This is a genomic window from Streptomyces cellostaticus (genome assembly GCF_001513965.1).
GTDB lineage: Bacteria > Actinomycetota > Actinomycetes > Streptomycetales > Streptomycetaceae > Streptomyces > Streptomyces cellostaticus.
This window is the reverse complement of sequence record NZ_KQ948018.1, coordinates 66591-86425: the sequence shown is the minus strand read 5'-3', so window position 1 is coordinate 86425 and position 19835 is coordinate 66591. Positions and strand designations below refer to the sequence as shown.

At 68.4% G+C, this 19835-nt stretch carries 17 protein-coding genes and 3 pseudogenes; 12 read left to right on the top strand and 8 right to left on the bottom strand.

What is annotated here, in order from left to right; all coding sequences use genetic code 11:
• Nucleotides 1-86: 86 nt before the first annotated feature.
• The 3 genes from AQI88_RS09910 to hemL form a co-directional block, all read right to left on the bottom strand.
• Complete coding sequence (locus tag AQI88_RS09910; protein WP_066995290.1) at nt 87-1379, bottom strand: polysaccharide deacetylase family protein; 1293 nt, start codon at nt 1377-1379, stop codon at nt 87-89.
• Between the two features lie 145 nt (nt 1380-1524).
• Nucleotides 1525-2172, bottom strand: a complete 648-nt coding sequence (locus AQI88_RS09905) for a histidine phosphatase family protein (protein WP_066996075.1) — start codon at nt 2170-2172, stop codon at nt 1525-1527.
• Between the two features lie 32 nt (nt 2173-2204).
• Nucleotides 2205-3521, bottom strand: a complete 1317-nt coding sequence (gene hemL / locus AQI88_RS09900) for a glutamate-1-semialdehyde 2,1-aminomutase (protein WP_066995287.1) — start codon at nt 3519-3521, stop codon at nt 2205-2207.
• Between the two features lie 310 nt (nt 3522-3831).
• Between hemL and AQI88_RS09890 the strand changes: the two genes are divergently transcribed.
• The gene (locus tag AQI88_RS09890) at nt 3832-4533 is read left to right on the top strand and encodes a hypothetical protein (RefSeq protein ID WP_208615752.1); all 702 of its coding nucleotides are present in this window, start codon (nt 3832-3834) and stop codon (nt 4531-4533) included.
• Between the two features lie 66 nt (nt 4534-4599).
• Here AQI88_RS09890 and AQI88_RS09885 read toward each other — a convergent pair.
• Nucleotides 4600-5379, bottom strand: a pseudogene (locus AQI88_RS09885) (tyrosine-type recombinase/integrase); the annotation flags it as partial.
• A gap of 6 nt (nt 5380-5385) precedes the next feature.
• On the opposite strand from AQI88_RS09885, the pseudogene mobC reads away from it, so the two are divergent.
• The 4 genes and pseudogenes from mobC to AQI88_RS09865 form a co-directional block, all read left to right on the top strand.
• Nucleotides 5386-5655, top strand: a pseudogene (gene mobC / locus AQI88_RS09880) (plasmid mobilization relaxosome protein MobC); the annotation flags it as partial.
• A gap of 4 nt (nt 5656-5659) precedes the next feature.
• Nucleotides 5660-7335 (top strand): annotated as a pseudogene (locus AQI88_RS09875) (relaxase family protein).
• 354 nt (nt 7336-7689) lie between these two features.
• The gene (locus tag AQI88_RS09870; protein ID WP_244184096.1) at nt 7690-9222 is read left to right on the top strand and encodes a hypothetical protein; all 1533 of its coding nucleotides are present in this window, start codon (nt 7690-7692) and stop codon (nt 9220-9222) included.
• Nucleotides 9223-9246: 24 nt separating this feature from the next.
• Nucleotides 9247-9642 carry a hypothetical protein gene (locus tag AQI88_RS09865; protein ID WP_066995284.1) on the top strand — a complete coding sequence of 132 codons (396 nt, stop codon included), beginning with the start codon at nt 9247-9249 and terminating at the stop codon, nt 9640-9642.
• A 19-nt stretch (nt 9643-9661) separates the two neighbouring features.
• Here AQI88_RS09865 and AQI88_RS09860 read toward each other — a convergent pair whose 3' ends face one another.
• Nucleotides 9662-10210 (bottom strand): flavoprotein, encoded by a 549-nt coding sequence (locus AQI88_RS09860; protein ID WP_066995281.1) that lies wholly within the window; start codon nt 10208-10210, stop codon nt 9662-9664.
• A complete protein-coding gene (locus tag AQI88_RS09855; protein WP_208615751.1) occupies nt 10207-11478 on the bottom strand; it encodes a helix-turn-helix domain-containing protein in 1272 nt (423 codons plus the stop codon). The genes AQI88_RS09860 and AQI88_RS09855 overlap by 4 nt, the downstream gene beginning before the upstream one ends.
• Before the next feature lie 175 nt (nt 11479-11653).
• Here AQI88_RS09855 and AQI88_RS09850 point away from each other — a divergent pair, with 175 nt between their 5' ends.
• From AQI88_RS09850 to AQI88_RS09820, 7 genes are all read left to right on the top strand, one after another.
• Entirely contained in the window at nt 11654-12091 is a 438-nt protein-coding gene (locus AQI88_RS09850) for an ATP-binding protein (RefSeq protein WP_066995275.1), read from the top strand.
• A 2-nt stretch (nt 12092-12093) separates the two neighbouring features.
• A complete protein-coding gene (locus AQI88_RS09845; protein WP_208615750.1) occupies nt 12094-13413 on the top strand; it encodes a UDP-N-acetylglucosamine 1-carboxyvinyltransferase in 1320 nt (439 codons plus the stop codon).
• Nucleotides 13410-14648 carry a metallophosphoesterase gene (locus tag AQI88_RS09840; protein WP_066995272.1) on the top strand — a complete coding sequence of 413 codons (1239 nt, stop codon included), beginning with the start codon at nt 13410-13412 and terminating at the stop codon, nt 14646-14648. Before AQI88_RS09845 ends, AQI88_RS09840 begins: the two co-directional genes overlap by 4 nt.
• Nucleotides 14645-15184, top strand: a complete 540-nt coding sequence (gene dcd / locus AQI88_RS09835; RefSeq protein WP_066995268.1) for a dCTP deaminase — start codon at nt 14645-14647, stop codon at nt 15182-15184. Before AQI88_RS09840 ends, dcd begins: the two co-directional genes overlap by 4 nt.
• On the top strand, nt 15181-15717 hold the full coding sequence (locus AQI88_RS09830) for a dCTP deaminase (RefSeq protein ID WP_066995265.1): 537 nt from the start codon (nt 15181-15183) through the stop codon (nt 15715-15717). The genes dcd and AQI88_RS09830 overlap by 4 nt, the downstream gene beginning before the upstream one ends.
• 23 nt (nt 15718-15740) lie before the next feature.
• Nucleotides 15741-16829 (top strand): glycosyltransferase family 4 protein, encoded by a 1089-nt coding sequence (locus tag AQI88_RS09825; protein WP_066996059.1) that lies wholly within the window; start codon nt 15741-15743, stop codon nt 16827-16829.
• A 95-nt stretch (nt 16830-16924) separates the two neighbouring features.
• Complete coding sequence (locus tag AQI88_RS09820; protein ID WP_066995262.1) at nt 16925-17968, top strand: serine hydrolase domain-containing protein; 1044 nt, start codon at nt 16925-16927, stop codon at nt 17966-17968.
• A gap of 99 nt (nt 17969-18067) precedes the next feature.
• On the opposite strand, the gene AQI88_RS09815 is transcribed toward AQI88_RS09820, so the two are convergent.
• Together AQI88_RS09815 and AQI88_RS09810 are read right to left on the bottom strand one after the other, a co-directional pair.
• Nucleotides 18068-18808, bottom strand: coding sequence for a hypothetical protein (locus tag AQI88_RS09815; protein WP_066995259.1), 741 nt, complete (start codon nt 18806-18808; stop codon nt 18068-18070).
• Nucleotides 18805-19212 carry a hypothetical protein gene (locus AQI88_RS09810; protein WP_066995256.1) on the bottom strand — a complete coding sequence of 136 codons (408 nt, stop codon included), beginning with the start codon at nt 19210-19212 and terminating at the stop codon, nt 18805-18807. Before AQI88_RS09810 ends, AQI88_RS09815 begins: the two co-directional genes overlap by 4 nt.
• Nucleotides 19213-19835: the final 623 nt, after the last annotated feature.

The following is a 19835-nucleotide window of genomic DNA, read 5'->3' as shown; positions in this document are numbered from 1 at the left end:
GATCTTGCGCGCCCCCCTGCCGGGCGGAAATTCGCATTTCAGGAGGTATTTACTCCGGACATTTCAGACAGCTCCCCCGGCGCCGCTCAGGCGGCGTTCGAGGAGGCCGACTTGGTGTCCCGCAGGAATTCCTTCCAGCCCCCGGCCGGCTGCTGCCCGACCTCCAGCGTGCGCAGCTTGGCGAGCACCTCCGGCTTCTGGACGTCCATCCAGTCCACGAACTGCCGGAAGGAGACCATGCGCACGTCCGCGCCCTTCTCCTTCTCCCGCGCGATGTGCTTGAAGGCCTCCTCGACGGAATCCATGTAGATGCCGCCGTTCCAGTGCTCGAAGTGGTTGCCTATGAAGAACGGCGCCCGGTTCGACTTGTACGCCCGCTCGAATCCCGCGATGTACGCCCCCGCGGACTGCTTGCGCCAGCCCGGGTAGTTGTAGGCGGGCGCCTTGGTCGAGTTGACCGACTGGTTGGCGAGCATGTTGTAGTCCATGGACAGGACCTCGAAGGAGCGCCCCGGGAAAGGTATCTGCTGCAACGGCAGGTCCCAGATCCCCAGCCGCTTCAGCGGCCACACCTGACGCCCGCCCGGCGAGGAGGCGTCGTAGCGCCAGCCCAGCTCCTTGGCAGTGGGCAGCAGGTTGTTCTGGCCGAGCAGGCAGGGCGTACGGCCGCCGACCAGTTCCTTGTCGTAGTCGAACGGCAGGGAGGGCAGATCCGTCCAGCCGGTGTTGGTCCGCCACTCCTTCACGAACGCCTTGGCCTGGCGGATCTCGCTCGCCCACTGCTGCGCGGTCCAGTTGCCGACCGTGCCGTGCCCGGAGCAGAAGTGCCCGTTGAAGTGGGTGCCGATCTCGTGCCCCTCGAGCCAGGCCCGGTGCACGTTGGCCAGCGTCGCCTTGATGTGCGGGTCGCTGAGGTAGCCGATGTCGGAGGCGCCGCGCGGGTTGTTCGGCGGCTCGTACAGCCGCTTCTTCGACTCGGGCAGCAGATACAGCCCCGAGAGGAAGAAGGTCATGCTCGCGCCGTGCTCCTTGGCCAGGTCCAGGAAGCGCGGGAAGAGACCGTTGCCGACCTCGCCGGCACCGTCCCAGGAGAAGATCACGAACTGCGGCGGGGTCTGGCCCGGCTGCAGCGGCTCGGGCTTGGCGGGCTGGTGCGGCTGCTTGCCGGTGAACGAGGTGGAGCCGTCGCCGATGGGACGCCCCTTGGTGCCGCCGTTCGTCCCGCCGCTCGCTCCGTCCGAATTCCCGGAACCGGAGCCGTGTCCGCCGCCGTCCGAGGACTTGAGGGACCCACAGCCGGCGAGTCCGGCGGCGGCCGCCGCGCCCGCGCCGAGGCCGAGTATTCCCCTCCGGGAAAGGGTCCGGGAGATGGTGCGCATGGAAAACCCCGATCATCACGCCTGCTGGTGGTCACTCAGTCAGAGGGCGCGACGATCGGGGAGGTTCCTTCGATTCTTATGTTTTTAGCAATAGCTCCGGCAAAAGCGCCCTAAGGCATGTCAAACGGACTGCCAGGAGTGGCAGTTATGCCCCGAATGCCTTGCTCTTCCCCTTCACCGGCTTGACGCCGGCGCGGAGATGGGCCGGAACGAGATCGATGACGGGCTCGGCGTAGCCGACCGAGACGATGCTGTCACCCTGGTAGGTGAAAGTCGTCAGGGAGGCGAGCGTGCACTGCCGCTTGCGCGGGTCGTGCCACAGCCGCCGCTTCTCGACGTACGACCGCACGATCCAGATCGGCAGCTGGTGGCTGACCAGCACCGCCTCGTGCCCGCGGGCCTGGTCCTTGGCCGCGTTCAGCGCGCCCATCATCCGGACGACCTGGTCGATGTACGGCTCGCCCCAGGACGGCTTGAACGGGTTGACCAGGTGCTTCCAGTTCTCGGGTTTACGCAGTGCGCCGTCCCCGACCCCGAACGTCTTCCCCTGGAAGACGTTGTCCGCCTCGATGAGCCGCTCGTCGGTGGCGAGGTCGAGCCCGTGCGTCTTGGCGATCGGGGTGGCGGTCTCCTGCGCACGCTCCAGCGGCGAGGCGACCACGTAGGTGACGTCCCGCGGGGCGAGGTGCTCGGCGACCCGGTCGGCCATCTGCCGGCCCAGCTCGGACAGGTGATAGCCGGACAGCCGCCCGTACAGGATCCCGTCCGGGTTGGCGACCTCGCCGTGCCGCATGAGGTGGACGACGGTGATGTCCTTGCTGTTGCTCACGCGGTGGCCTCCGCGGCGGCTCGGGCCGCCGCCGGAAGGGCGTCGGCGATCTTCTGGATGGCCCGCTCGTCGTGGGCCGTGGACACGAACCAGGACTCGAAGGAGGACGGCGGCAGATAGACGCCGTTCGACAGCAGCGAGTGGAAGAACGCGGTGAAGCGGAACGACTCCTGCCGCTTGGCGTCCTCGTAGTCCCGCACCTTCCGGTCGGTGAAGAACACGGAGAACATGTTGGAGGCGGTCTGCAGCCGGTGCGCGACACCTTCCTTGCTCAGCGCCTCGCCGACGAGCGACTGGATCTGCCCGGAGACGGCGTCGACCTTGTCGTACGCCGCATCGTCGAGGAGCCGCAGCTGGGCGAGCCCGGCGGCGGTGGCGACCGGGTTCCCGGAGAGGGTGCCGGCCTGGTACACCGGCCCGGCGGGCGCGAGGTGAGCCATCACATCGGCCCGTCCACCGAAGGCGGCGGCGGGGAACCCACCGCCCATGACCTTCCCGAAGGTCATGAGATCGGGCCTGACCCCGTCGATCCCGTACCACCCGGCCCGGCTGGTCCTGAAGCCCGTCATGACCTCGTCGGAGACGAAGAGGGCACCGTTCTTCTGGCAGGCGTCCTTGAGCCCCTGGTTGAACCCGGGCTCCGGCGGGACGACGCCCATGTTGCCGGGCGAGGCCTCGGTGATCACACAGGCGATCTCGCCCGGGTGCCGGTGGAAGGCCTCGTGCACGGCTTCGAGATCGTTGTACGGCAGCACGATCGTGTCGCCGGCCTGGGCGCCGGTGACGCCGGGGGTGTCGGGCAGCGCGAAGGTCGCGACCCCGCTCCCCGCCGCGGCGAGCAGCGAGTCCACATGCCCGTGGTAACACCCGGCGAACTTGATCACCTTGGACCGCTGGGTGAACCCACGGGCGAGCCGGATGGCCGACATGGTGGCCTCGGTCCCGCTGCTGACGAGCCGCACCTGCTCGACGGGCTCCACCCGGGCGACGATCTCCTCGGCGAGCGCGACCTCGCCCTCACCGGGCGTACCGAAGGACGTACCGCGCGCGACCGCCTCCTGGACGGCGCCGATGACCTCGGGGTGGGAATGCCCCAGAATCATCGGCCCCCAGGAGCAGACCAGGTCGACGTACTCGCGCCCGTCGGCGTCGGTGAGGTACGCCCCCTTCCCCGACACCATGAACCGGGGCGTGCCGCCCACGGCGCGGAAGGCGCGCACCGGGGAGTTCACGCCGCCGGGTGTGACGGCGGACGCACGGTCGAAGAGCGCCTGTGAGACGGGCGCTTCATAGGGATAGGGCAGTTCGCTCATGGCACTCATGACGTGCGACTTCTCCGACTTCTCGGACTCCGGTTGCGTGGTGACCTCCTCAGGGTAGGCCGCGGCTTGCCCCGCAGGTGGCCGACCTCAAGATCGCGGCCGTGACATCTGCGAGACTGAGACCTGATACACACGGCTCATCGGCACGTAGTAGTCAGGGGCTGTGTCAGGGGCTTCGAAGATCCTGCGGACTGGTGTTTCACCGCACGTTTCGGCGGGCGGCCGTGGGGGAGGTCACTGACACGATGATCGGGTTGCGCGGCGGGGGCCACGCGTCCTAGAAAAGCAGTCGGGTGGAGATATGCATCGCGGTGGCGGACTGGGCGAGGGGACTGATGACCTGGGTCCTCGACGTGCCCGGCGGGGAAGGCACCGGCGCGAGGCGGAGGAACCGACCGAAGCACGTCAGACTGACGCACGTCAGGCACAGGGTGTACCGAGTGATCCCGAGCGGTACGACCGGCAGATCGACCGGCAGCTGGACCAGCATCTGGACCTGCCTGGCGACCGCCGGCTCGACCACCGGGCAGAGCGTCCGCGGGCGGGGAGCAGAAATGGTGGTCGGGTGGGGGTGACGTACAAATACTTCGGCGCGCCGGACGGCGCGACCGCGGCCCGCGTCCCCATCTCGATGCGCCCCGAGGAACTCGGCGGCGACGAGCTGGGCATGAACGGCATGTTCACCAAGATCAAGCCGGAGACGATGGCCGCGATGGTGCTGACCGGCATCGAGGGCGTCCCCCTGCACAAGGTGCCACCCCTGGAACTGGTCGTCCTGCACCCCGACTACGCCGTCGTCAAGCTCCCCATGACGGTCGTCGACCCCCTCCGCGGCATCGGCGAGGAAGCGGTGGGCGCAGCAGCCTTCATCTGGTCGACGGTGCCGGACCGGGGTGGGCCGCGGGATGCGTTCAATGTGTACCAGTTGCTGCACGAGTGGCAGGACTTCAGCCATCGGTTGCATGAGGCGGGGCATCAGCCTTATTGCCTGGTGTGGCCGTGACCTGGGGTTTCTTGCGGATCGGGCGGGGTCTTCGGGCCTCGCCCTTTTGGTGCCGGGGAGGGGGCGTCAGGCGGCCAGGGCACATTGAGGGCACATTGGTTTTGCTGGGGGTGCTGATGTGCCCTGGGCGGCAGGTGGGTCGCCGTCGTTTTCCACCTCGGCTTCCGTCTCCGTTTCCGTGAAGGCGTCGTCGATCGCCTTGCGGGTGCGGGTCTCGCTGGACGGCAGCAGGTGCGTGTACGTCCGCAGCGTGAAGCCGGGGTCCGAGTGACCGAGGTATTCGGAGAGCGCCTTGATGCTCTCCCCCGCGTCCAGGAGGACGGAGGCGTAGGCGTGCCGGAGGGCGTGCATGCCGTCTTCCCGCGCCGCCTGGAGGTAGCGCGCGCCGCGCTCGCGGGGAGGGATCACGCCGGCGGCGGCCAGGGCGCGCTTCCAGTCGCCCATGTTGAAGACGCTGCGGTTGTAGGCCCTCCCTTTCGCGTCGACGAAGAGAAGACGGAAGGTCTTCGGCTCACCGTCCGGCTTGACCCAGGGCAGGCTGACCTCGGCGGGCGGGAACTCCTTCATGTGGACCTTGAGGGCGGCGGCAAGCTGCGCCGGTAGAGGCACCGACCGGATCTTGTTGCCCTTGGGCAGGGCGAAGACGGGCTTCGTGCCGACGAGCCGCACCTGGCGGTTGATGTGGATCCAGCCGCCCTTGAAGTCGATGTCCTCGACGGCGAAGCCGAACACCTCGCCCTGGCGCAGGCCGCAGCCGAAGGCGAGCTTGCCGCCAACCTGGAAGCGCTTCGGCAGGCCGGCGATGACAGCGCGCACGCGCTCCAGCGACCAAGGAATGATCTTCTGGCACTCGGCGGCTACGTTGCCGAATGCTCCCTCGCCGCCGCCCGCGCGGACGACCCGACCGCTGCCGTCGCCGACTACCGCGCCATGGTGAAGACGCTGATAACCACCAACGGACAGCTCGGCAAGATCGGCAGCAACCTCAACCAGCTCACCCACCACCTCAACAAGGACGGTGCCTGGCCCCACCACGACACCGTCCAACGGCTCCTGGACCGCGTCGAGGCGTCGGTGGCCGAAGTGGACGCCGCTGTCGCCCAAGTGACCGAGGGGCGGTGAGCCGGTGATACCCAAGATCATTCTCAGCAAGGGCCCAGAGGCCACACGCCGCACCATCGGCTACCTCTTCGGCATAGGCCGCGCCAACGAGCACATCGACCCGCACCTGGTGGCGTCCTGGAACGGCTTCGCCCCCGACCCCGGCCGCAGCCCCCACCGCAACCGAAAAGACGTGGAGGACCAGCTCGCCGCACAGCTCGACCAGCCGGTGAAGATGCTGGGCGACAAGGCACCCCGGTACACCGTGTGGCACTGCCCCGTCCGCGCGGCACCCGAAGACCCGATCCTCACCGACGCCCAGTGGGCGGACATCGCCCGCCGCATCGTGGCCGCCGCCGGCATCGCCCCCGACGGGGACGAGGAAGCCTGCCGCTGGGTGGCCGTCCGCCACGCCGACGACCACATCCACATCGCCGCCACCCTCGTGCGCCAGGACGGCCGTCGGCCCAAACGCGACTACGACCAGCGCGCCGTCCAGCGCGAGGCCCGCAAGATCGAAGCCGACTACGGGCTCAGGCGGTTGAAGCCGGGCGACGGCACCGCCGCCAAGCGCCCCACCAGCAAGGAGCACTTCAAGGCCAAGCGTCTGGGCCAGGACGCCACCTCCCGCGAGATCCTCCGCATGCGGGTGCGCCGCGCTGTGGCCGCTGCCTCCAGCGAAGCCGAGTTCTTCGCTTTCCTGGAGGCGACCGGAGTGGATGTGCGGCCCAAGGCCGAGCCGTCCGGTGACGTGACCGGCTACAGCGTTGCCCTGCCCGGCGACATCAATAAGCAGGGCGAACCCGTCTGGTTCGCGGGCTCCACCCTCGCAGGCGACCTCTCACTGCCCAAGATCCGCCAGCGTCTTGCCGACACCAGTCCCGAGCCCGTCGCCGTCCCGTCAGGCAATCCGTGGCACCAAGCCACCGCCGCCACCGAACGCATCCCTCACCACCTCACCCACGGCGACGAGCACGCCGCCGAAGGTCGGCTCGTTACGCTCGGTGCCACCCTGGACCTGCTGCCGCTCACCGCACCGACCGCGGTGAGGGTCGAACTGGAACGAGCCGCCGCAGCTTTCGAGCGCGCCACCCGCTCCCGCATCGCCCCGACCACGACAGCGCCCGTGTCCTGCGCCGCAGCATCCAGGCGATCTGGCGCATCCCCTCCCCAGGAGGCGACGGATCCGGCCTGGCAATGCTGATCGACGCCGCGCTCACCGCGGTCGCCTGCGCGATGCACTGGCATCGCACCCGCCAGCACGCCCAACAACAGGCGGCAGCCGAGCAGACCCTCATCCACCTGCAGGCCGCATACGCGCAGATCTCCGGACCGGTCCTGGTCGACCTCGCCAGCCGGGCGCCCAGCCCGCAGACCAAAGACCGATACGCCCACCACCTTCAGCAGGCCGCCCCCGAGCACGCCGAGCGCATCCTGGCTGACTCCGCCTGGGATGCCCTGGCCACGGTGCTCGCCGAGGCGGAAGCGGCTGGGCACAACGCGACCGCGATCCTCGACCGGGCCCTCAGCCAGCGCACGCTGGACGACGCCCGCAGCCCCGCCCGCGCGCTGACCTGGCGCATCCGCCGCCTCGGCGAACGCCACGCCCCCGGCCCGCGGGCGCAGGCAGCCAGCGCTCGCCACGCTGCAGAGCGCCCCGCCGCTCCGCCCTTGCAGCAACCCCGGACTCGGCAGCGCTGACCAGGCCCTCATCGAGCCGCCTCCTGTTTGGTGCCTGTCCAAGCCTCCGAGTATCCGAACCACGCGCTGATTGACTTCGGACGAGAGGCACCTTTCGGTCATTGTTCAACCTGGGTGCCTCCGTGCGCAGCTTGTGCGGGTTTGCGGTATGGCGACACTCGCCGCGCCCGTGGACGATGCCCCTCTGTGCCTGCCGGGGGTCATCGCGGCGGGCCCGGTAGACACGGGGGTGGGGTGTTGGCATTCACGGAGCACCAGTCGGTCTTTTCGGCGCCTGCGGTACCGCTGGGGACTGCTGACGTTGCCGGTGAAGTGGTCCGGCACGGGGCATACACCGAGGGGGTCACCCGCCGGTTGAGTGCCGCCGCCTTCGCCCGCACGGACTGGCTGGCCGTGCTGCGCGCCCAACTGGCGGAGCTGTGGAAGAGGCTGAAGGCAGCCGTGCAGAAACGCCTGCGGTGGCTGTTCCCCGTGAAGGAGGAAGAGAAGCCCTCCGACACGTCCGAGCCGACGCCTCCGTCGGTCGTGCTGGGCGAGGACTACGCGGTCTGGGTCCGGCGCCGCATCAAGAAGTCGGCGCGGCCGGTGCCGGTCTACGGGTTCCACCAGGAACCCGTCATTCACGCCAGTGATCGTGCCATCCGCCACATGCGAAGACGCCGAATTGCCATCGCCGCGGTGACCACGCTCGTCGTCTGGCCGACGATCGCCGGCGCTCTGACTGCGGGCTGGGCGGCAGTGGCCCTGTTGGCGGGCGTGTGGGGCGTCTATCTGGTCGAGCGCTACCTGGCGCAGGTGCGGTTCAACGCCCTACTGGCCGGAGAACTGCACGCGCCCGCACCGGCCGTGCAGGCTCACGCCCTGCCGTACCTCTACGAGCGTCGCCCGAGCGGTGACCGGCACCGGTTCCTCGGGGCAGGTCTTCAGGCGTGGCACGAGGCCGTCATCGGCATCGACGTCGAGCCCGCCCCTGAGGGTCAGGACCAGGAAGACGACACCACCATGCCGCCACCAGGAGTCGGCTCACCGACGCAAAGCCCAGGCAACCCGGACATGGCCGAGGTAGCCAAGGCCGTCCTGGAGGCGCTGGCCAAGCACAACAAGCCGGTGGCCCGCAAGCCGCTGAAGCACTTCACCGTCGCCCAGTTGCATGCCTACGTCGCGCGCCGCCTGGACGACCCGGCGCCCGCTCATCACCGTGATCACCCCGTTCCGCGCATGGAGGTCATCGGGATCGCCGGCATCCATTGCAAACGGTGGGACCAGATCGACCACGACACATGGCGCAGCCTGCAGACCCTCGCCGTGGACAGCTTCGGCGACAAGCCCGCCGAGGACATCGCCCGCCGCTACATCTGGGCCAGGGTCACCGCTTGGAACGGCGACCTCATCACGGCCATACTCGTCCACTTCGCCTACGAGGGCGGCTTCCTGCGCGTCACCATCCGCCCGCACATCATGGGGCCGCTCAACCCGAAGGTGGCCGGACTCAAGCCGGCCGACCTGCGCAGCATCAGGTGGCTGGGCCGCACGGCGTTCAACGCCCTCGGTGATGTCTACGCCGGACTCGACCGGCTCATACGCCGCAAGCCGCGCAAGCGCCCCGAACTCGATCCTGGCAGCGGTCCGGTCAGTCTTCGCGAGATCTACAGCGTCAGATGGATCGAGGACATGCACACGAACGACGACGCCCGCTACTACGTGCAGATGATGCAGCGCCGTGTCTTCGACTCCACCGAGATCTTCCTGCGCGACCACAACGTCGACATCGCCGCCTACCAGCAACAGGCCACCGCGATCTACAACTTCGGCGTCATGAACGGCGGCACCATGACCGGCCCCGTACAGGCCACGCCGTTCTCCGCCAACCCCTCCATGACGAACTGACCCACAAGCCCGCCAGGAGCCCGCATGGCCATCCGACGCCAGTCCGACCCGGTCCCGAACGGTCCCAACTTCGGCATCATCAACACCGGTCACATGACAGGGCCGGCCCAGGCCGCGCCGTTCTCCCAGAACGCCACCCAGACCAACAGCATCACCAACGAAGCCGTCGACAAAGCCCGCGAAAGCATCGAGGACCTCCGGCGGCGCTTGGAAGGACTGCGCGGCCAGTCCCCCGAAGCGGACGCCGCCCTGCGCGACCTGGACATGATCACCCCGCGCCTCGATGAACCCGAACGCGATCCCGGCACGCTGCGCTACATGATCCAGAACCTCGTCGAACGCTGCGGCGGCTTCCCCAACCTCGTCGCCGCCGCCCAGCTCGTCCAGTCCACGGTCCTGGCGCTACTGCCCGGCTCCTGACCAGCCCGCCGCCTCGGAATCAGCCAGCGGGCCTGGACTCCAGCAGATCCAAAGCTTCCTCCCAGCGGAACCGGTCCGCCCCGCCGCCGACCCTCGGCTTGTGCGGTTCACACGAGCCGATCATGACGCCCATCCCCCGCAACCGCTCCAGGCTCTGCTCGTAGGCCGGGTGAGCGGCCTGGGCTGAGTTCAGGTAGGGCAGTGCCACGGTTGGGATGCCCATGCCGTACGCCTCGCACAGGATGCCCAGGGCAAGGGTGTCGGATATCCCGGTGGCCCATTTGTTGATCGTGTTAAAGGTGGCCGGGGCGACCGCGATGGCGTCTGCGGGCGGCAGTGGGCGAGGGTCCCCCGGCGAGCGCCAGGCGGAGCGAATCGGGTAGCCGGTCTGTGCCTCGACCGCCTTCGCGTCGATGAAGCCAAGGCCCTGCGGCGTGGCGATGACACCGACGTCCCAGTTCGCCTCCTGCGCAGCGGTGATCAGCTTGCCGACGTCTCGGGCAACGCCAGCCGCGCACACGACGACGTACAGGAAGGGCTTCTTGTCCGGGGCGGTCGGTTCGGTCACGCGGGGACTCCCAGTTGGCGGCTGAAGTGGTGCAGTTCCGGCAGGGTACGACGGCGGTCGCGGGCTGCCATGTCGGCGACCAGGTTGCGGACGTCGGGACGGCGGATGTCCTGGGCGGCGCAGGTCTCGGCGATGCGCAGGGCCTGGTAGCCGTCGGCGAGGCGGCCCTGCTGGCTGTAGGCACGAGCCGCCTCCACCCATAGGGCGGCGCGGCGCTCGGGGACCGGGATGTGTCGGCGCATGAGGGGTCGGGCCGCCTGGAGGGCGAGGCCGGCGTCACCGAAGGCCACCAGGGCGCTCAACTCGTGCAGGGCGACATTGGTCGGGCTGAAGGTGGCCCAAGCGTCAGGCCGGTCCAGGGTCACATACCGGGAGACTTCCTTGGCCTCGATGAGGAACTCCTTCGTGGCCGCGCGATCACCGCGGCTGCTGGCCGCGGTCACACCGCGCAGGAGCAGCAGTCCTACAGCAGCGAGGTACTTCGGAGAGCGCCGGTCGTAGGAACCGGTGAGCTGGTCGGCGGTGTGCCTGACCAGAGTGACAGCTTCGGTGGCGTGCTTCTCGCGCACGAGGACGTGGGCCTGGACACGGACGCTGGAGGCGAGGACCACCGGGTCGCCCGAGCGTTCTGCTTCGGCCATCGCCCGGCCGACGGCGAGCCATGCGTTGCCCTGGTCGTGCTGTTTGAGCAGCAGGCTGGTCGCGGTCTGGTACGCCGTGGCCAGGAGCCCGGACACCGTATCCCTGTCCGTCGCCTCGCTGGCGGCCAGTCGCAGGTCACCGATCAGATCCGGGAGGGTGCGCTCCAGCTCTGTGTAGTGGCAGGTGTGGAAGAGCCTGAGCGCCGATCCGACTCGTTCGTACAGGACAGCCGTGTCCTGTGGGTCACCGGTGCCCGCGTGGCCGGGGCCAGGCAGGAGTGCCTGGACGAGGGCGGTGTGCGAGGCCGAAGAGCCGGCCGGGGTCGCGAGCGCTGCGATGCTCGCGGCGAGGAAGGTGCGGCGGTGCATGTCATCAGCTTCTGGGTCGGCGACAGAGGCGTCCTGAGCGGGGGCGAGGCCCAACTCGTGGGGCGGGATGTCTAGTTCCTGCGCGACGGCGCGTAGTACGCGGATGTCCTCCGTGCCGCGACCGCTCTCCAGACGGCTCACCTTGGACTGGTGATACCCAAGCGCTGCAGCCACGTCGTGCTGTGAACGCCGCTGTAACACCCGTGCCCGACGGATTCGTTCTCCGATCCGTCTCGCTTCCCCATATGCCTCGGCCATCTGCCACGGCTCCCTCCGCCGTCGCTGATCCTGCCTGCTCAATCGAGCATAGATCAGCCGTAGTTGGCGGTGATGCAGCTCCTGCATAAGTCATGCAGCGCCCGCGCATGAGCTAACCACTCACGGCGACGGGCTGGTTGCTTGGTGTGGCCCCACCTACACCGGGAGGCCGCTCATGGAAACGCACCAGCTCGCTCTTTCCCTACCCGCGACGCCCGCCGCAGCGGCCGCGGCCCGGCACCAGGCCGTGAGCGCGATAGTGGGCTGGGACGCGGGACTGGGCACCGAGGTGGTGCGCACGGCCGAACTGCTGGTCAGCGAGCTCGTCACCAACGCGGTCCAGTACGCCGAGACCGGATCGGTCTCGCTCGCGGTCTGTCTCGACGAGGTCGTCCTGCGGATCGAGGTCTGCGATACAAGCCCGGTGCTGCCCCAGCCGGCTCTGCCCGATGCGGATAGCGAGGGCGGCCGGGGCCTGTTCCTCGTCGCCGCTCTCGCTGACCGGTACCGCGCCGAGCCGACGGAGAACGGCAAGCGCTGCTGGGCCGAGATCGACCTGATCACCAAACCCAGCCAGGACATCGCCTGTTTCCTTCCTCTGCAGAGGAGTTGATGATGACGACCATCCACGCCCCCGGCGTGGCCGCCGAGGTGATCGCCGTACGCCCTGGGCCGCCACTCGCCGGCACTGTGAGCGTCGACGGGTCCAAGAACGCCGCTCTGCCGCTCCTGGCCGCCACGGCTGCCCTCGGCCGCCCGGTTCGGCTGAGCAACGTTCCGGACAGCACGGACGTCCAGATCATGCTCGTTCTGCTGCAACAGGCGGGCTGGCATGTCACGCAGCCCGTCGGCGAACCGACCACCTATGTGATCCTGCCGACGGAGGCATCTCGGGGATTGCCCGATCTGGCGCAGGCAGCCCACATCCGCGCCTCGTACTACCTCGTCCCCGCCCTGCTCGCGCGTTACGGCCAGGCGCGGCTGCCCTGGCCGGGCGGCTGCCGCATCGGTGCGCGAGGGATGGACCTGCACTTCAAGGTGTACGAGGCGTTCGGCGACCGGAGCCGGCAGGACGGCTCCGGATATGGCATCGAGGCCCTCACCTCTCACACGGGCACCGTCTCCATCGCACTGCCCTTCCGATCTCGCGGTGCGACCGTGGCCGCGACACTGCGTGCTCTCACGACCGGCCGACCCTTACGGCTGGGTCAACCCAACCTCTCGCCCGAAGTCCTGAGTGTGCTCGAAGCCCTGAGTTCGGTGGGCTGGGAGACGCGCGCCGGCGAGCATGTACTCACACTCTCACCGCCCTCCTCGGCGCCGGCTGCCCCCGCTGCCTGGACAGTGCCCGGAGACAAGATCGAGGCAGCCACGTTGGCCTGCGCGATCGCCGCGACGCGCGGTACTGCCCGTATCGACGGCGTGCAGGGCAAGGACGTAGGCCCGTTCGTGGCTGCCCTTCATCAACTCGGCATCCCCGCAGACGCGGAGCCGAATGGCCTTACCGTCCGGGCCCAGGAGACAGCCCCCGCTGGTCGTCCCCTGCGGGCCATCGCCTCCCTGAGCCTGGCCGGCCTGGACGCCGACTTCGAACCACCGCTCATGGCACTCGCCCTCGGACTGCCCGGCACGCATCTGTTCGCCGACGCCATCAATCCCGGCCGCCACGACAACCTGCTGCCGCAGCTGTCCCGCCTGGGCGCCGAGATCGAGGAGATCTCCCCCACCGAATGCCGCCTGACCGGGCCCCAGCAGCTGACGGGCGCGGGCGTCGAAGCCACTGACATCCGCACCGGGTCCGCCCTCATGATCACCGGCCTCACCGCCCGAGGCGTCACCACTATCGGCGGCCTCGACCAGCTGCGCCGCGGCCACGCCGACCTGTCCGGCAAGCTGCGCACCCTGGGCGCCGACATCTGCGAGGTCACCCCATGACCACCGACGGCCGGAACCTGCGCCAGATCGTTGCCACGACGGACGTCCACTCCGCCTTCGACAACGCCGCGCCGTTCCTGACCCACCTCCACGCGCTGCGCCCGACCTCGCTCATCGTGGACTGCGGCGACTTCTTCGAAGGCAGCGGCTATTACCGCCTTGCCCGCGGCACCATCGAGAGGGGGATCCTGCTCAGGCTGTACGACGTGCTGGCCCCCGGCAACCACGGCTGGGGTCACCACTTCGAGCCGGACCTTCACCGGCGCACTGTCTGCGCCAACGCCGTCGACGCCAACACCGGCGACGCACTCTTCCGCCGCTTGTACATCGCGGACATCGCTGGACGTCGCATCGGCGTAACCGCTGTGATCGGTCGGCAAGCCTTCCACTCGATCCCGGCCGCCCAGCGAGCTGGACACTGCGTCACTGATCCCGTCCAAGCCCTACGCGAGCTGATGCTCGCTCACCACCACGAGGTGGACAGCTGGGTCCTGCTCAGCCACTCCGGCTTCGACGAGGACCGGAAACTCGCGGCAGCATGTCCGTTCCTCGACGTGGTCTTCGCCGGGCACTGCCACAGCGATCAGTACGGGCCGGTCCGGGTCGACGACACCCTGGTCGTCAAGGGCCGGGAACTCGCCAACGGCTATGCCATCGCCACGCCCGTGGGCACGGGATGGGGTGCGGGCACCACGTCCTTCCCCGATCGGACCCCGAGCGTCGTTCCCACGGAGCTTGCGGACCTGCGCTCACGCATCGAGGACGTCAAGCAACAGCTGGCCGGCGTCCTCGGCCCGATCAAACCGGCCTACCGCCACCAGTCCCTCGACCGGCGCAGCCTGCTCGTGGACCTCACCGCCCGCCTGCATACGGCACTCGGCGCAGACGCGGTCATCCTCAACGAGACGGCACTACGCGCCGTACCACTCGGCGATACCCTCACCCAGGGCGACCTGCTCTCCATCGAGCCGTTCGCCAACCAGCTGGTGCACACCCACGTACCTGAGCCGGCACGCAGGGACCTCACTGGCTGGCTGTCACATCTGACCGCCCAGACCGGCCCGCTCGTCATCGCACCCGATCCCTTGCCTGACGCCATCACTACCGTGCTGACCACCGACTACCTCGCCGAGACCTACGTCGGCGAGCGCACCCACGAGGCCGGGCTGCGTCTGGACCAGGCCGTCCAGCACATCCTCACCGCTCCCGACACCGCGGAAGGAGGCAGGCAATGATCCTCACCGGCCCGGAGATCACCGCTGCCGCTCACGACGGCCGCCTCCGCATCACCCCATTCGCCGCCGGCCAGGTCAACCCCAACAGCTACAACGTGCGTCTGGGCCCCACCCTGATCACGTACACGAGCACGGTCCTGGACGCCCACCGGCCCAACCCCACGCGCGAAACCGCCATCGGCCCGGACGGGCACGTCCTCCAGCCAGGCGAGCTCTACCTCGGCCACACCCTCGAAGAGGTCGGCTCCGACACCTTCGTGCCGCTGCTGTTCGGCCGCTCCTCCGTCGGCCGCCTCGGCCTGTTCGTCGAGATCACCGCCCCCATCGGCGACATCGGCTTCCATGGCCAGTGGACGCTCATGCTCACCCCGATCCGACCGCTGCGCGTGTACGCCGGCATGGCGATCGGGCAGATCATGTTCTTCGTCTCCACTGGCGCCGTCGACCTCTACCGCGGCAAATACCAGGCCGCCACAGGACCGCAGCCCTCCGCCTACTGGCGAGACCTCGCCCGACTCCGGGTGGTGGCATCGTGATCCTCACCGGCCCCGCCATCGCCGCCGCCGTCCAGGCCGGCGAGATCACCATCGACCCGTACGAGCCCAGCCGCGTCTCTGCCAACGCCTACGACTGGCGGCTCGCCGACACGATCCGCGTCTGCGACGGCAACCTCGACGCCGCAACCCCCACCGCCTTCACCGAGCAGCCCATCCCTGACACTGGCATGGTTCTGCGCCCTGACCTGCTCTACCTCGGCATCACGCTGGAGCGGACCGGTTCGGAAACGTACGCGCAGCTGCTGAACGGCGACCGCACCACCGGCTCCCTGGGCATCTGGGTTCACGTGTCGGCTCCGCTCGGACACCAGGGCCATGCGATCCGTTGGACGCTGGAGATCCGCGCCGCCCGACCGGTGCGCGTGTATCCGGGCATGACCTTCGGCAAGCTCGTCTTCCTCACCACCTTCGGCGCCCCGGCCAGCTACCAGCAGCAGCCTGCCAAGTACGCGTCCACGGAAGGCATCGACATCTCGCGCCTCTGCGAGGAGATCGGCGGAGGAGTGCGGTGAACACTGCCTCGACCACCGGCCCGATGGCCGCCACCTTCCTGGATCTCCCCGTCGGAAGCCCCGGCGGCAGCGTCGAACTCTTCCTCGACCTCTACACCGGCCAACAACCCCTCATCCCGGCCCGCGCCTTCATGCTCGCACCACCTGGTCACGCTCCCCGTCCACCCGCCGGACTCAACGTGCTCCCCGTAGCAGGCAAATGCCTGGAAGGAACGGCCTTCAGCCGCTACGTCGCCACCCTGCGCAGAGCGCTTACAGCCACGCTCGATCCCACACAGATCGGCGTCCTCCACTTGCAGCACCTCGCATTCGGCGCCACTCCTGCCCTCATCCGGGCTCTGCCCTCGCATCCCCGGATCGCCCTCGTCCACGGCACGGACCTGCTCTTCGCCGAGACCCACCGAGACCAGCTCCAGGTGCTACGCGAAACAGCCAGGGCCACCGACGCCATCGTGGTCCCGACCACCGCAATGGCCGACCGCCTCCTCAAGCTCACCCCGCAGACCGAACGCCGCAAGATCACCCATATCCCCTGGGGCATCCCCGACCACCTGCTCACCGCCCCGCCCTCCCGGCCGGCACGCACCTCCACCAGCCACCTGCGGCTCCTGTACGCAGGACGCCTGACCGCAGAAAAGGGTGTCGAGGCCCTGATCAAAAGCCTGGCTCCCGTGCCCGGTGTCGAGCTGAGCGTCGCAGCGCCCAGAGCCCAGTTCCACGCACTGGCCCCGCTGCTGCAACGAGTCGGCGTACGAGTCCGCTACCTCGGCTGGCTCCGTCGCCCACAGCTGTGGAAAGCCTTCACCGACCACGACGTACTGGTCGTGCCGTCCACCACCCTGGAAGCCATGGGACTGGTCGCACTGGAAGCCCAAGCGTGCGGGCTCCCCGTCCTGTACCAGCCCGTCCCTGGTCTCAGCGAGGCGCTCGCCGCTTCCGGGATGGCCACCGACTTCAGCAACTCCGCCGCACTCACACGCGACCTCGACCGGCTGAGGAAGACCTCCGGGTTGCTGCCCGCCCTGCGCCAGGCGAGCTATGCCAATGCGGCGCGCTATCCCCTCTCGGCGACCGCACGATCTCTGAGCGACCTCGGCCGACAGCTCACTTGAACCGACCGCCGGACGACCCGACACGTCACTAACCGAACCGCTCCGTGAACGTCACTACGCTGACCGACGGGATACCCCCGGCGAAGAGGGAGACCATGACGTACGACCGCGACCGCATCGAAGCCCTGCTCGACGAGGGAGTCCGCGACAAGGTGTACCCGGGCGCCGTGTGGGCCGTCGGCGACGCCACCGGCATCCTCGCCCAGGGCGCCACCGGCGTCCTCGACCCCGACGAGCCGGACGTGCCGATGCGCGCCGACACCGTCTTCGACGCCGCCAGCCTCACCAAAATCCTGGCCGTCTGGTCCTCCATCGGCGCCCTGTGGGAGGACGGAACCCTCGACCTCGACCAGCCGCTCGGCACGTTCTGGCCCGAGGTCGCCGACCACCCACTCGGCACCGTCACCACCCAACAATTGCTGACCCACACTGCCGGTGTCCCGCTACGAGCCCAACTGAAGAACCTCTACAGCACCAACCCCGAGGAGATCCGCCGAGGCGTCCTCCGCGAGCAGCTCCACCGACCTCCGGGTGAGGCAGTCGAGTACACCGACCGGGCTGCCCTCATCCTGGGCTACCTCGCCGAACACCTCTCCGGCCAACCGTTGGACCGACTGGCCACCGCCCGCACATGGCTCCCACTGGGCATGACCTCCACCCGCTTCGGCCCCCTGCCCGCCGACCTCGCCGCCCGCTGCGCGCCCACCGAACTCGACCAGGACACCGACACCCACCTCAAGGGAGTCGCCCACGACTTCTCGGCCCGTCTCCTGGGCGGTGTCTGCGGCATCGCCGGCGCCTTCACTGTCCTCGACGATCTCGCCGCCTTCCTCCGGTACATGCTCGCCCCTGCCGCTTCCCAGTTCCGGGCTGGTTTCGGGAGCGAGTGGATCACCCGCTCCCTGACGATCCAGACGGGACAGCTCCAGCCCGCTCGTGGCCTGTTCTGGCACCCCGCTCCTAGCACCACCGCCGACGAGGACGCCTGGGTCCACTACGGCTTCACCGGCACAGGCATGTGGATCTCCCCCACCAAGGACCGCTGGGCGGCGCTCCTGACCAACAAGCTCTACTACACCCGCGACCGCGAGCCGCTGGCCGATGTCCGAAACACCTTCCGCGAACTCGCCTTTACGTAGGGAGCAGGTGATGCGACCGTCGAAAGAAGGGCCCCGCCCTGTGCTTCACCACGAAAGACGGTGTGCCCAGAGTTCACTTCCGGGCTGCAGGCGAACAGCTCAACGGTTCACCAGGTAGAAGATGAAGGCTGCGCCGATACCGAGGCCCCAGAAGAAAGCGACAGCTCGCGCCCGGTGGTCAGGAAGGATCACCGGTGGAGGTGGGGTCACCGTGGCCTCGATCCGCTCAGCCACGCCATTGAGTGCGATCCCTATCTCCTCGATTCGACCGATAGGCTTGTCTCTGTCTTGTAATCTGTCCATGTCCCTGACCAGTTGGTCCAGGGAACTCAGACTGCCCTCAAGACGCATAACCAAGCTGCTGAGGCCTTCGTGGCTGCGCGAGCTGACGGTCTCCTCGAAACGACTGACAATCCTGTTGAACTCGTGGAGGTCGAGCTGCTTGGACGCCTTGTCGAAGGTCTCTGCCGCGTGGGACACCTGGCCTGCGACGTCCTCGTTGATGCTGTAGCTCGCGCGCGTGAGCAACCCGGCGACGTCTTCATTGATGCGCTGGGCAGCCTGCCAGAGAGTATGAGCGACATCTTCGTTGATGCTGCGCGCCGCCAGCGCGAGCAGCCTCGCGGTATCGGGGGAAATGACCCCATCATCCAAAGCCTCTTCAAGCAGCTGGGCCAGGGCGGGGGAACCTTCGCAAATCTTCCTGAGCACCGCTTTGGTCTTCGCGTCGACCGCCTCGATGCGGATCTCGCCGTGGTTGTCACCACCGACGAAGGCACCGTCCCCGTGATTGTGCTGCTCGGTGATATGCCGCTGCGGCTCCGGATCAATGTCCGTCACCGTTCCTCCTGCCCATCAACACGGACGGTGCCGTGGTTGTCGCCACCGATGAAGGTGCCGCGCCCGTGGTTGTGCTGAGATCCGATGTGGACCGTCTTCATACCGGAGGGCACCGACGAGCGCAGCGCCTCGATATCAGCTCGGGCTTCGGGGTAGGCGGTGAGGAACGCGGCCAGCAGGCTGCTCCACTGGGCAGTGACCTCGGCCTGGGTAACCCGCCGCTGTTCCAGAGCCTCGGCGTGCTCTTCAAGCGCGCGCAACGCAATCGACTCTTCCCTCGCAGTCCCGCGCTGGAAGATCGCAGAGATCCGGGTGCGTAGGGTGTCGGTCTGACCCTGAAGCAGGTAGGCCAGAACGTTGCCAGCGGCGCCGGTGGCTACGGCTAGGGCTGCTGCATCAAGCACGTGGAAGACCCCCGAGGTAGATGCGGAGCACGGCGCTACGCGCGTCCGTGACCGATAGATAGTCCCTCGTAACAGAGATCAAGCGCCGGTGGTCTTCAGCAACCAACCACTTTGTCTGGGGAATTGACCGGAACGCACGACCTGAGCGGCGGAATCACTGCGGATCGCCATGAGGTCGTCGCTCGCAGCGGCGCCCTGCCCGCGCTGGGGTCAGCGCGGGCAGGGAACTGCGGAGTCGCCCACTCCGCGTCGCTACACCACTTCGCGGGACGTAACCCGGCAGCTTTCTTCACAGCGATTCGGCGGACACCGGAGCCACGGCTGGATCAGACCCCCTCCCGTGCCGTCTGTGATGGCGACGATCAACCCGGCCCCGAGGTGTGTCACGGGCTGGTCCACCACCGCCACAAGAGACCCACCAGTTCCCTCAGCACGACGCTGGCCACCCACCGCACAACGAGCGCGGCCATCCGCCGCCGAAGCCTTGGCGTGCGCCACACGTACCGCGCCTTACGACAGAGATTGCGCATTACCTGTCCCATCCGTGGACTTGACCAACCAAGCGATCGGCCAGACGCCACCTGACCTGTTCGGATCGGGGTTCGGTGAGAAGCAACTCATGC

Coding starts and splice junctions, on each gene's coding strand:
- AQI88_RS09910 (WP_066995290.1), bottom strand. CDS start 1,379: ATGCGCACCATCTCCCGGACCCTTTCCCGGAGGGGAATACTCGGCCTC.
- AQI88_RS09905 (WP_066996075.1), bottom strand. CDS start 2,172: ATGCGGCACGGCGAGGTCGCCAACCCGGACGGGATCCTGTACGGGCGG.
- hemL (WP_066995287.1), bottom strand. CDS start 3,521: ATGAGCGAACTGCCCTATCCCTATGAAGCGCCCGTCTCACAGGCGCTC.
- AQI88_RS09890 (WP_208615752.1), top strand. CDS start 3,832: ATGCATCGCGGTGGCGGACTGGGCGAGGGGACTGATGACCTGGGTCCT.
- AQI88_RS09865 (WP_066995284.1), top strand. CDS start 9,247: ATGGCCATCCGACGCCAGTCCGACCCGGTCCCGAACGGTCCCAACTTC.
- AQI88_RS09855 (WP_208615751.1), bottom strand. CDS start 11,478: ATGGCCGAGGCATATGGGGAAGCGAGACGGATCGGAGAACGAATCCGT.
- AQI88_RS09850 (WP_066995275.1), top strand. CDS start 11,654: ATGGAAACGCACCAGCTCGCTCTTTCCCTACCCGCGACGCCCGCCGCA.
- AQI88_RS09845 (WP_208615750.1), top strand. CDS start 12,094: ATGACGACCATCCACGCCCCCGGCGTGGCCGCCGAGGTGATCGCCGTA.
- AQI88_RS09840 (WP_066995272.1), top strand. CDS start 13,410: ATGACCACCGACGGCCGGAACCTGCGCCAGATCGTTGCCACGACGGAC.
- dcd (WP_066995268.1), top strand. CDS start 14,645: ATGATCCTCACCGGCCCGGAGATCACCGCTGCCGCTCACGACGGCCGC.
- AQI88_RS09825 (WP_066996059.1), top strand. CDS start 15,741: ATGGCCGCCACCTTCCTGGATCTCCCCGTCGGAAGCCCCGGCGGCAGC.
- AQI88_RS09820 (WP_066995262.1), top strand. CDS start 16,925: ATGACGTACGACCGCGACCGCATCGAAGCCCTGCTCGACGAGGGAGTC.